Origin of the sequence: Staphylococcus sp. 8AQ (genome assembly GCF_902506595.1) — a bacterium.
Classification (GTDB): domain Bacteria; phylum Bacillota; class Bacilli; order Staphylococcales; family Staphylococcaceae; genus Staphylococcus; species Staphylococcus pasteuri.
On record NZ_LR733871.1, the window covers coordinates 2,249,686 to 2,261,905 of the forward strand.

General features: G+C 32.0%; 11 protein-coding genes and 2 pseudogenes. 3 read left to right on the top strand and 10 right to left on the bottom strand.

Annotated features, from left to right (window positions below):
* Positions 1-66 precede the first annotated feature (66 nt).
* The 3 genes and pseudogenes from GVY01_RS11035 to GVY01_RS11045 form a co-directional block, all read right to left on the bottom strand.
* A pseudogene (locus GVY01_RS11035) lies at positions 67-618 on the bottom strand (nuclear transport factor 2 family protein); the annotation flags it as partial.
* A gap of 239 nt (positions 619-857) precedes the next feature.
* Positions 858-1,883 (bottom strand): NAD-dependent formate dehydrogenase, encoded by a 1,026-nt coding sequence (locus tag GVY01_RS11040; protein WP_017637793.1) that lies wholly within the window; start codon positions 1,881-1,883, stop codon positions 858-860.
* Between the two features lie 157 nt (positions 1,884-2,040).
* Positions 2,041-2,400 (bottom strand): DUF2294 domain-containing protein, encoded by a 360-nt coding sequence (locus tag GVY01_RS11045; protein WP_017637794.1) that lies wholly within the window; start codon positions 2,398-2,400, stop codon positions 2,041-2,043.
* Positions 2,401-2,561: 161 nt separating this feature from the next.
* Here GVY01_RS11045 and GVY01_RS11050 point away from each other — a divergent pair, with 161 nt between their 5' ends.
* Complete coding sequence (locus tag GVY01_RS11050) at positions 2,562-3,110, top strand: cysteine hydrolase family protein (RefSeq protein WP_017637795.1); 549 nt, start codon at positions 2,562-2,564, stop codon at positions 3,108-3,110.
* A gap of 287 nt (positions 3,111-3,397) precedes the next feature.
* On the opposite strand, the pseudogene GVY01_RS11055 reads toward GVY01_RS11050, so the two are convergent.
* From GVY01_RS11055 to GVY01_RS11070, 4 genes and pseudogenes are all read right to left on the bottom strand, one after another.
* Positions 3,398-4,764 (bottom strand): annotated as a pseudogene (locus GVY01_RS11055) (MFS transporter).
* Positions 4,765-4,950: 186 nt separating this feature from the next.
* Positions 4,951-6,312, bottom strand: coding sequence for a branched-chain amino acid transport system II carrier protein (brnQ, locus tag GVY01_RS11060; protein WP_017637796.1), 1,362 nt, complete (start codon positions 6,310-6,312; stop codon positions 4,951-4,953).
* A gap of 263 nt (positions 6,313-6,575) precedes the next feature.
* Entirely contained in the window at positions 6,576-7,133 is a 558-nt protein-coding gene (locus GVY01_RS11065; RefSeq protein ID WP_017637797.1) for a sugar O-acetyltransferase, read from the bottom strand.
* 169 nt (positions 7,134-7,302) lie between these two features.
* Entirely contained in the window at positions 7,303-7,524 is a 222-nt protein-coding gene (locus GVY01_RS11070; protein ID WP_017637798.1) for a hypothetical protein, read from the bottom strand.
* A 314-nt stretch (positions 7,525-7,838) separates the two neighbouring features.
* Here GVY01_RS11070 and GVY01_RS11075 point away from each other — a divergent pair, with 314 nt between their 5' ends.
* A complete protein-coding gene (locus GVY01_RS11075; protein ID WP_017637799.1) occupies positions 7,839-8,867 on the top strand; it encodes a PTS sugar transporter subunit IIC in 1,029 nt (342 codons plus the stop codon).
* 65 nt (positions 8,868-8,932) lie between these two features.
* On the opposite strand, the gene GVY01_RS11080 is transcribed toward GVY01_RS11075, so the two are convergent.
* Positions 8,933-9,484: a hypothetical protein gene (locus GVY01_RS11080; RefSeq protein ID WP_124760282.1), complete on the bottom strand. Its 552-nt coding sequence runs from the start codon at positions 9,482-9,484 to the stop codon at positions 8,933-8,935.
* Positions 9,485-9,583: 99 nt separating this feature from the next.
* The gene (locus GVY01_RS11085; protein WP_017637801.1) at positions 9,584-10,537 is read right to left on the bottom strand and encodes a hypothetical protein; all 954 of its coding nucleotides are present in this window, start codon (positions 10,535-10,537) and stop codon (positions 9,584-9,586) included.
* 283 nt (positions 10,538-10,820) lie between these two features.
* Here GVY01_RS11085 and isaB point away from each other — a divergent pair, with 283 nt between their 5' ends.
* The gene (gene isaB, locus GVY01_RS11090) at positions 10,821-11,330 is read left to right on the top strand and encodes an immunodominant staphylococcal antigen IsaB family protein (protein WP_017637802.1); all 510 of its coding nucleotides are present in this window, start codon (positions 10,821-10,823) and stop codon (positions 11,328-11,330) included.
* A 66-nt stretch (positions 11,331-11,396) separates the two neighbouring features.
* Here isaB and GVY01_RS11095 read toward each other — a convergent pair whose 3' ends face one another.
* Positions 11,397-12,134: a methyltransferase domain-containing protein gene (locus GVY01_RS11095; protein WP_017637803.1), complete on the bottom strand. Its 738-nt coding sequence runs from the start codon at positions 12,132-12,134 to the stop codon at positions 11,397-11,399.
* Positions 12,135-12,220 lie beyond the last annotated feature (86 nt).

A 12,220-nucleotide genomic window follows, 5' to 3' on the forward strand; every position in this document is an offset into this window, starting at 1 on the left:
CGTGTCGTTTTGATAAGTTAACCATTGATCTAAACGTTGATAATAATCGTTCAATTGCTCTGGTCAATCTATACCTTGTAATTCATGATTTACACTATAACCAATGTAATTTAGGCAATAACTTAAGCATGCATAACTTGAACGATATGCTTGTAACTGTTCGTCTGGAATAGTAATCGTTGAAGGTACGACAGGTGTAAGACTATCTTTTTCATAGACACATTCCATATTTTGGATATACCAAGTGTCTCCTTCTTTAACTAATCCATACACAATTTTCGCATCTGAATTGAGTTGCATTTGAACATCCTCAATAGGTAATCGTGCTTGGATTGTTGCCTGCATAATTGCAACTGCTCTATGTTGATTAATCCAAATCTGTGAATTATAAATTTGATGCGGTGCATAACGATTCATTTCTTTTGATGATTCTACAAATTCAGCGCCTGACCCTTTAAACCACGAAATATTTACCGTTGAATCTTCTGAAAAACATTGATACATACTGTCCCAAAGACTGTTATCACGACAAAATCTTTCAAATTGAATCAGTTCTAATATATTTTCTTTATCAAGTAATGTTTCGTTCGTAAATGGTTTATTTCTTTCGAATAACATAATCTATCTCCTTTAATTTATAACTAAAGTCTAGTTTTGCTCATTCCAATTAATATGTGGACATCTATCCGTTTATTATGAAAAAGATAAACCTAAATTACAACCAATTTGTAATCGATGCTAAATAATAAAAATAGAGAAACATTGTCCAGGGGTAAACAATGTTTCTCTATTATAGATTTATATTTTTTTAAGGGAGATGGGAAAAGGTAATATCCATGGCTATGGTGTTGTGTGAATTATTTTGCGTTATAGCTTGCGCTTGTGATTTGACCTCCGTCAACTATCACATCTTTGTCTTGGAATGGTTCATTGTTAAAGAAACGATTTAAAATATCTTTTGTACCTTCTTCTATACGTTGTTGTGCTTCTAATGTCATACCTGAATAGTGTACAGTCATTGCATTTCTAGGCATATTTCTCCAAGGGTGATCTGCAGGAGCAGGTTGTGGATACCATACGTCGCCAGCATAACCTTGAATGTGTTTAGATTCTAATTGTTTTACTAATGCTTCTGTATCTACAATTTTACCTCTAGCTGTGTTAACTAAATAACTACCTTCTTTCATTTTACTTAACACATCGTTATTAAATAGTGTATCTGTATCTGGTGTAAGTGGTGCATGAATAGTAATTGCATCACTTGTTGATACTAATGTTTCAAAGTCTACAAATTTTGAATGTTCATTATCTTTTTGGTTGATTGGGTCATAATGTTGAATTGTTACGTTAAATGGTGCTAAACGTTCAGCTACTAATTGACCAATTCTACCGAAACCAAAGATACCGATTGTTTTATTTTGTAATTCATGTGCGTCATTACCAACTCTAGAAAGGTTCCATTCACCTTCAACTGATTGTCTATGACCTTCTTCATAATTACGTAGTAAGATTAATAAGTCCATAACAGCATGTTCGGCAACACTTACTGTATTACTACCTGTTACTTCTACAACACCCACATTGTTTTCACTAGCTGCTTTTAAGTCAACATGGTCAGAACCGACACCTGCTGTAATTGCTAATTTTAAGTTTGGTGCTTTTTCAAGACGTTCTTTAGTCATATATGCTGGATAGAATGGTGCACTAATAACAATATCCATATCTGCTAAGTGTTTATCTAAGTCAGCTTCACCATCTGTTAAGATAACTAATTCATGTCCTTTTTCTTCTAAAAATGGTTTTAAGCCAATTGCTTTTTTAGTATTTAAAATTTGATTTTCTTCGCCTTCTACATATTCTGGAAATAATGCTACTATTTTCATAAAATAATACACTCCTATAAAATTTTTTATTTAAAATTTAAATTACTTCTTAATACACAAAAATACCTGCTACTATTTGCACATATCACCCCCTTGAATAATTAATTTTATTCAAGCGTAGTTAGCAAACAGCACCAGGTACCTTACACCAGCACGCTTATTCTATTGATTTATCGAAAACAAATATTGATACTACTTCATCAGCAGCTAAATCAACATCTGTAAATAGTTTTACAAATTTAGCACCGACAAGTTCTTCCATCTCATCAGGATTGACCTCATCATATAGACGCTTTACTTCTTGTGTTCGTGCATGACGTAACATTTCTTCATTACGTTCATCACGCAAGTAAAAGTTTTCAACTTTACTTAATGCGCCTTGCATAAAAGCTATTGCCCAATTGTCTTTAAAATCAACATTGATTTTTTCAGGGCCTTTACCCACATGTTCTTTGCGATAGGCGCGTACAAGATTAGCAAAGGCTTGCTCTTTTTTTCTTTTATCTATTTGACTCACCTTCTTCTAATTAAGAAGCGTTTTCAATTACGTTACAGATACCATTGTAATACTTTTGACAAAATTTTCAAGAGGTTTGCTCACAATTTAGACACAATTGCTTTTATTTATTATTTAAAGTTAAATACGTTAGAATTAACAAAACGTTGAGGAGAGATAAAATGGCGAAAAAACAAGCACTCATTATTATAGATATACAAAATGATTACTTTGAAGGTGGTAAAAATCCACTTATTAATCCTGAAGCTGCTACTGACAAAGCGGTTCAATTGAAAGATGCATTTAAAGAACAACAATTACCTGTTATTTATATTCAACATATTGATCATACTGAAGGTGCACCTTTATTTGAAGCAGGTACTAATGGTATTGAAATTCATGAAAAATTCAACGTACAATCTGATGATATTATCATTGAAAAGCAATATCCTAATAGCTTTTTAGGTACAACTTTACAAGACACTTTAAAAGAACAAGGTGTTGAACAACTTGTGATTACAGGTATGATGACACATATGTGCATTGATTCTACAACAAGAGCTGCGGCTGAACTTGGCTATCAACCTATTCTAGTTGAAGATACAACTGCTACTTGTGATTTAGAGTATAATGGCGAAACAGTCGATGCTAAAAATGTTCAAACTGCATATATTTCAGCATTATCAAACTTCGCTTCAGTAACAACAACTTCAGAATTTTTAACTAAATAATAAAGATTTTGCTCTCATATTTGAAATGAGCGATATATAATCTAATATCTGAATTATAACTAAAGACCTTCTTATTGCATTTTATGTGCAATGAGAAGGTCTTCTTTATTATTAATGATCTGCCATATCAATCTAGATAGGGGAGGGGAATAGCACACTGAAGAAAAGTAGATTTTTAGACTTCCGGCACACTAACTTCAGACAAACCGAACACTTACCCCCAGTCGATTAATCCCTTTCTGACAGTTATATACAAGCATCTCCCCCAATTAGCCCCTTTGTCTGCATTAATTAGACAGTTCATTCTCAACATTCTTTCCGACTGGCTCCCATTTCAGTACGAACGTAATTGTTAAACCTATTAAAGGTACAAGACCAATAATTAACATGGTTTGATTTAAACCTACAGTTGCTAAAATAATTGGGAATATGAACGTACCAATAATACTACCTGTTCTACTTACTGATTCTACAATTCCTGTCGCTTGTGAACGTAATTGCGTTGGAAATGACATTGCTCCTATCGTTTTACCTTGTGTGCCTGGTCCCCCTGCATGTCCAAATAAGAATAGTGCGATTAAACATGAATTAATTATCATAGGCATAACACTATATAATAATCCCGTCATAATCATGACAAAGAGTACAATAGCAAAGCCTATCATTGTGAGTTTACGTGTACCTATCCGATAGGTATATTGTGCTCCTAAATAAGCACCAATAATACCAGCAATATTAACAATTCCAGTCCCAAGTAGCACACCTAGCTTATCTTCACTTATCATATATTTTGCAATTATAGGGATATATAAACCAACCGCATAATACTGCATTCCTTGTAAGGTAGAAATTGCTGTTGCTAGTGTAATTCTTTTTAAGTATGGCGGCTTTAAAAGTCTTTTATAGTCAGCCTTAGCTGTGTCTACTTCTTTAACATCTGTTTCGTTATCTACTAATTGAATTTGAACATCATAATGCTTTTGAATATATAGTGATGCTTTTTTAAGAGATAAATGATTAACAATCCATGTCGGACTTTCTTTCAAGTATTTCAATCTCATAATGTATAATATGAGGGCAATACCCCCTACAAATGCAACTGCCATTCTCCATAAGAGTTCTCCAACACCTAATAAGAAAACATAATGACCACTAATGAAGATATTACAATAGCGATGTACCATACAACTTGCCAGTAATTAACATTACGACCTCTTTGTACTTTATTACTAATTTCTGCAATAAATGTGAAGGCAACTGGACTATCCATACCAATAGCGATTCCCATTAAAAATCGGCTAATTAACAACATAAATAAATTAGGTGATATGGCTGCACATAATGATGTAACGATAAGAATTAAAAGAGAAATAGAAAGGACTCTTTTTCTCCCAAAACGGTGTGCTAAACTCCCTCCAAAAATCGCACCTATCAATGCACCTACAGGTAAAGATGTCATCACAATGGATAACATTGTGGGAGATAAATGAAACTCTTTTGTAATTTGATCAGTCATTGTTCCTAAAATGGTAATATCATATGCATCTAAAAATATCGTTCCCAATACCATTAAAAGTAACATTTTAGAAGTCTGTTGCTTATCAGAATCATCAATAATTCTGTATAAATCTTGCTTAGACTTTACCATTTCCATATTAACCATCCTTTAGATTTTCGTTAGATTAAGCTTAATTAATGATTATTAATTCATTATTAAGTAAAAATAAATATTTATTTAAGCCTTCTTTATTTCGCATATAATATTAATGAATATTTGTTTAATTGATATAAAAAATCGCGCCTATCTTATTAAGGATAGACGCGATACACTCTTAGAATTCTATTCATTTGTTGAAGATTTATTTGAACGAACTTTGTAAACAATGAAGCCAATAATAAAGCCAACCAATGCTGGTAAAATCCATCCCATTCCAATATCGAAGAATGGTAGGTATTTTTCACCTAATGAAATAACGAATTTAGCAAATGATGTTTTTAAAAATGGTTCTGGACTTGCTTTAACTCCGTCAATGAATGAAGCAATCATAGTGAAGAAAATCGTGAATCTATAAACAATAGTTGAGTGGTTAAATAATGGACTAATTAATGTTAATAAAATAATTGTGATCGCTAATGGATAAATGAACATCAATACAGGTGTTGAATACATAATGATTTTCGTTAAACCAACGTTAGCGAATACACATGCTAAAATACTGACTACTGTCGCAAACATTAAGTAGCTACGTTTCGGGAACAACTCAGTAAACGTTTCAGAAAAGGCTGTGATTAATCCAATAGCTGTTTTTAAACATGCCACAATAACAATCAATGATAGGATAATGATGCCGTAATCTCCAAGATAATGTCTCGCGATTTGTGCTAATGCGATACCCCCATTTTCACTCACTTTGAATTTACCGATACTCATTGTACCCATAAACGCAAGTAAGCTATATATGATACCCATTAATACAATACTGATTGTTCCTGACTTAATTGTTTCTTTAGCAATACTATTAGGATTTGTAATACCTAACTTTTTAATCGTTGTTACGATGATAATACCAAATGCTAGTGACGCTAATGCATCTAAAGTATTATAACCATCAATAAATCCTTTGAGCAGTGGGCTCTTACTATAATTCGCACTTACTGGCGCATTAGTTAATCCACCTAATGGATGGATAAAGGCTAAGACAACAACGATACCTAATAAGATTAAAAATACAGGATTTAAAAATTTCCCTATGTAATCTAAAATTTTAGATGGTTTTCTCGCAAAGAACCATGCTAATAAGAAGAAAATAATACTAAAAACTGGTAAATAAATCTTCGCAGCACCTGGTGAGATAAATGGTGAAAATGCAATTTCAAATGATGTCGTTGCTAACCTAGGTAAAGCAAAGAATGGTCCGATTACTAAATATAGACCTATTGTAAATATGTATGCGTACGTTTTACTTACCCTTGAAGTAATTTCAAAAATGCCATTTGTTTTAGACATACCGATTGCTATGATACCTAAAAATGGTAACCCAATGGCTGTAATTAAAAAGCCTAAATTGGCTATAAATACGTTTGATCCTGCTGTTTGTCCTAGATGAATTGGAAATATGATATTCCCTGCACCAAAGAATAAACCAAATAGCATTGATCCGATAAAAATATTCTCTTTTAATGTCAATTTGTTTTTCATCATGTCTGTTTATTCTCCTAGTTATTTTTTGTTCATTATACATTATATTTTGTAAAGGAAAAATGTAAATAACAAGAAAATTTTTAAAAATTAGACAATAATGGTTCATCATTACACATAAATGTATAAAATTACATTTTAATGCACTTAATAATTGATTTTACATATTTAAACAGACCTTTTTCGTATAGCTTTTCAAAACTTTATTATTAGCCGATTTATTCTTCACTGCAGAAATTAGCGATTCATTAAAACTGTTTATGCCTCTATTCTTCTAATTGTTTAATGACTTTAGCCGGTACACCTGCTGCAAGTGAGTTATCAGGTATATCTTTTGTTACTACTGCACCTGACGCAATAACTACATTATCACCTATCGTAACACCTGGTGTAATAGTTACCTTGCCTCCTATCCAAACATCATTTCCTATATTAACTGGGCTTGCTTGTGCTAAATATTCTCGTCTGCCTTTTGCACTCAAAGGATGATTAACAGTATAAATATCGACGTTTGGACCTATCATGACATGATTACCTATTGTTACTGGTGCAATATCCAAAATAGTAAGATTATAATTAGTTAATACATCATGCCCTACATGTATATTTCTTCCATTATCGCAATTGAATGTAGCTTGAAAAGAAATGTTATCTCCAGCTGAACCTAATATTTCACGAATTTTCTTTTCCTGTTGTTCTGGATCTGTAGCTGGAATGGTATTAAATTCTTGGCATAATTGCGCAGCTCTTGCTTTACGCTCTGCTACTTCTTTATCATCAAAATGATACGGCATACCTTTATCAAGTTTTTCAATTTCTCTCATAGTAATTCACCTTTCGTTTTTATATTATTCAATGTGAATTTAACTTGATATATCAATCAATAACTCTATAATTATAAGTTTTTTAGTGATATATAAAAAGCTGTAGTCTGCCAATATTTAGCAATCTACAGCTTACCCCTTTTATTACTTTACTTGTTGCACTTAAACGTTATAAATATTGATCTGCATGTTCCAATCTATAATGTTCAGTGACTTCTTTTTCGTGGTCAAATTCTTTTTGACTTAATTTTTTAATGTTTTCCACTGCGTAGCCTAATTTTTTAGCAAATTCTTCTACTTCATCTTTATTTTTAGCAATAACAAACATAGTTAGAACATTATCGTCGACAATATCTTTATTGTGTTGATAATCTAATTTGAAAAATTTCATAAGAATCTCCCCCTCTGTTGTGTATATTATATACCCCAAAACATAAATTTATACATGTAAATTGTTATATTTTATGTCTATATTGTTAAAACATTTATTTTGTAAAAATAAACAAATGATTTCCAAACGAATTGTATACTTTTTTAACTTCTATATAGATTTACAACTCGAATTCTGAATTTGAATTTTCAAAAAGATTAAATATTTAATAATAATTATTTGTGGGCGATTTAATTTTTTGAACATTATGTTACAATTGTGAAATGATTTTTTATAGAGATGGTATTTAAATTGTACTAAAGGGGTTAATATACATGAATATTATTTTAGGCGTTGGAACACTTGTCGCCGTGTTAATTATAATGACTTTATTTTTAAAATTTGCACCATACGGTAAGGAAGGCTTACAAGCATTATCAGGTGCAGCTTGTGCGACATTCCTTCCCCAAGCATTCTTAAGCTATGCCATAGGTGGTATCTTACATATTAAATTCTTACAAGACATCGGGGATCTTGCAGGTAGTCTAGGTGGTATCGCAGTGGGTATACTCACATGTATCAATTTAGGCGTATCACCAGTATTCGCTATTATTGTAGGTCTAGTATTAAAAGATTTCAGTTTATTACCAGCGTTTATCGCTGCATATATTGTTGCATTCATCATTAAATTTATTCAAAAGAAAGTACCAGAAGGTTTAGATTTAATCGTAGTTATACTCATTGCACCAGCATTAGTTTATGGACTCGCTTCTCTAATCAATCCAGGAGTCACAGCCGTATTAAACCAAATTGCCGGCGCTGTTAACTCAGTTGGCGATAGTAGTCCTTATGCATTAGCAATTATATTAGGTCTTATTATTCCAGTAACAAGTATGACACCATTAAGCTCAATGGTACTTGCAAGTATTTTAGGTCTAACTGGTCTACCAATGGCTATCGGTGCGATTACTTGTACCGGCGCATCATTTGTAAACTTTACGCTATTCAATATTTTAAAAATTGGCGAAAAACCAAATCGTTTCGCCGTCTTTATAGAACCATTGACACAAATTGATTTAATTGTAAAATATGCGTCCGTATTATACGGAACCAACGCTATTATAGGTATGGTCAATGCTTGCATTATCACATTTAGCGGTCTAAAAATAGGCGTAACTGGTATGGCAACGCCTATTGCAGGTGCCATTGTACTATTTGGCTTTAATAATCCAGTATCATCCGCTATAACAATTATTGCCGTAGCAATTACTAGCTTAATACTCGCTTACATTATTGGCACATTAATTAAAAAATTTGATTTAATGCACTTACACATCCCAATGCCTGGTAACAAAAAAGCGTAACATTCATAGAATAAAACCATCTCCCAAAAATGCGGCTAAACTCGCAATTGGGAGATGGTTTTTTATTATTCTTCACTAATTAATTCTTTTGTATATTTTTTTGTTACTGATTTAATAATAATCAATACCATGGCTGTTACTGCTACTATAACCAACGAAGCGCCACCGACATACTTAAAGACTTCCTCACCGTTAGTATAAGCGACTACATCAGATTCAGTAGTTCTCATTTTTGAAGTTATTAATAGATTTATACCATAAGTTAAAGGTAATGCGCTGACCATACTCCACAATATAATGGGAAATATTCCCCAAGTACTTGTATATTTAAATAATGGTAAAAATAAAAGTAAGTATGGTGTAAATATGACAATGATTGTAACTGGAAATACAATTGCCCAAAGTGTTGCTGCTTCTAACATAAAATAAAACGTGAATTCGTAGATACCTATTGAAATAAGGACAACATAAGCCAAACTCAAACAATATTTTACCCAACTGTCTAACTCTATTGCTATGTCCATTATTCTTTTCTTATTTTTACTTATAGAATTGATTAATTCTACAGCTAATAAAATAATTACAAATACAATGAGGGATGTTATAAACCATTCCATAACAGGCGCTTCAAACATATTTCATTTAATCCTTTCTTATAGAAGTCGTTGATTATAAGGTACATACTTCTTATACATTATTATGAGTTGCATTAAAACTTAATAACCTGATCCTATTTTGTCACCATTTTCATCATATTTCGTCACATAGCCATCATCAACATCTACAGTATATGATCCTGCTAAATTACCGTCTTTATCGTCATATGAGAATCCCCATTTACCATCGCTTGTTTTTTCAGGTTCTTTAAATGTATATTCATCTGTATCTAAATTTTCTCCTTCGTAGGATTCTACTTTATCAATGACGTTATCACGTGTAACTTCTTCAGAATCAGAACTACTATCTGATGAACTATCATCATCTGAACTTGAATCGTCATCACTTTCTTCATCGTCATCATCTGAGTATGTTGGCATTTTATCATAAATATTAATCTTGTTAGCTACTGATTCAAATTCACTAGAATCTTTATATTTTTCGTAGACTTCTTTAGTGTCGTGTTCTTCTCCAACTTTCAAAGCATCTTTATAAGTAGGTATTTGGCTTTGCGTTGCACCGATGAAAATTTTATCGTTACTAACACCAATGATTGATGCGAAATTTCCTACAGAAGGTGATACAACATAAAACTCCATACCTTCTGGTGCATTAGAAATATTTTCCATCTCCCTACTAACCGCGAAGTGCTCTAATTTTTCAGTTTTATCTCCTTCTGTAGATAGGTTTTTATATCTACCAGTCAAAATATCATTCTTAGTTAACGCATATTTACCTGATTCATTCGCTAAAAATACTAAAGCTACTTTCTCTTTCTCAGATAAGTTAGCTATGTCATTACTAGATGAACTTTTCGAACTATCTGAATTACTTTCTTTATTTGAGCTGTCTTTACTAGAAGATGATTTAGAATTATCCCCTTTGCTACTATTTTCACTCTTTTGACTATCTTCTACATTTGATGCACCTTTGTTTTCACTTGATGAGTCATCATTATTACACGCTGCCAATAATAAAAGTGCTGTCCCACTTAAAAATAACAATTTCTTCACTAATAAGTCCCCTTTGTTTAGTTAATGATTTAATTTAAATATACATAAATTTACATTTATTGCAAAAATACTTTATACATACAGACTATACTATATTTTTATATAAATATAGACGCGAAACAAAATATTTCACAATATAGATATAAATGATTGATGTACTATATATCATTAAATAAAATAAACGAAAATAAATTTATACTTTAAGTTTGAATATCTTATAATAATATTGTAAATTAAAAGAGGTAGCGTTTTCACTACCAAAATCATATAGGAGTGATGCTTTATGAAGAAATTAACAAAAACTTTTGTTGCTAGTAGTATTATTCTCGGCACTGCATTAGGAGTAAGTGTTTCTGCAGACAATGTATCATCTCACGAAGCTCATGCTGCTTCATCTCAATATTGGTATAAATATAATGGTTATACCGCTTCTGGTGGCAATTTTGTATTAAGTTCATCTTTTTACAATGGACTAAAAGCAGGTAACGTAGAATTCAATGGTGTGAAAGTAAATAGTAAGTATCAGGCACCTAATAATTCTAAAGATATTTATGATCAAAATTTCCAACAATATAAAAACCACAAAGCAAATAATGTAGAATTTAAAATCAAACCAAATACAATTACTTTAAAACAAGTGAAACAAAAATATGGTAATCACTACGATTTCCAAAATCCATTAAATGGTCCTACTAAGAAGAAAGGCGACGGCTTATATAGCTATCAAGTAGGTAAAGGGCATATTGTTTTTGTTGTACAAAATGGATATGTCACATACGCGAATGTATCTTAAACATAACTTTTAATATATAAACGAGGCTAGAACCCATTTTGCGGGTTCTAGCCTCTATCTTGTTTATTAACCTTTGATTTTTCCTGTTATGGCAAAGGCCATATCTCGTATAAAAGCAGCTGGATTTTGATTCGCTTCTTGATTTAATTTGTCTTTAAATGTATCGATTGAAAAATCCTCTTCCACTACTTGGTGTGCTTTCATTCTAGGTAACATCATTCCCACTAGCCATTCTAAAACATTATTTTCAGAAGTATGAATCACCGCTTCAGCGAAGTAATCTATATCACGCATACCTATTTCGTTAAATAATTGATATAGTTTTTGTCCAATATGAATATCTCCACCTTCTTTTTCAACAGTGTCCCAAATACACTGTATTGCTGTTTGATGGTTTGGTAATTGATCTGCACCCGTTCCTCCATTAATCGCATCACTCTCTTGAAAACAAAATTGCCCGCCAGGTTTTAAAAATCCTTTTAATACAGATAAAGCTTGTTTCACATCAGGCAAGTACATTAATACGCGTCGACCAACAATTGCATCAAATTGACCTAACGTCTCGGGTAATTGATAAATATCATGTAACTGATAACTGACATTTTGATATGCATTTCCTTCAATTGCTTTAGCCAATAAGTCTTCATTCATATCGATACCAATAACTTCTCCTTGTGCACCTACGCGTTCGGCGATTAATTGTGTTACTTCACCAGTAGCACATCCAATATCTAGTACACGCATACCTTCATGAATATCTGCACGCTCTAGTAACTTGTTAATAACTTCATTTCTCTCATTCATCTATTTTTCTCCTTCATCAAACATTTTTGTTTATATATCTTACTGAAGCTCACTTTACATAAAAATATAAATGACGCATTAAATCT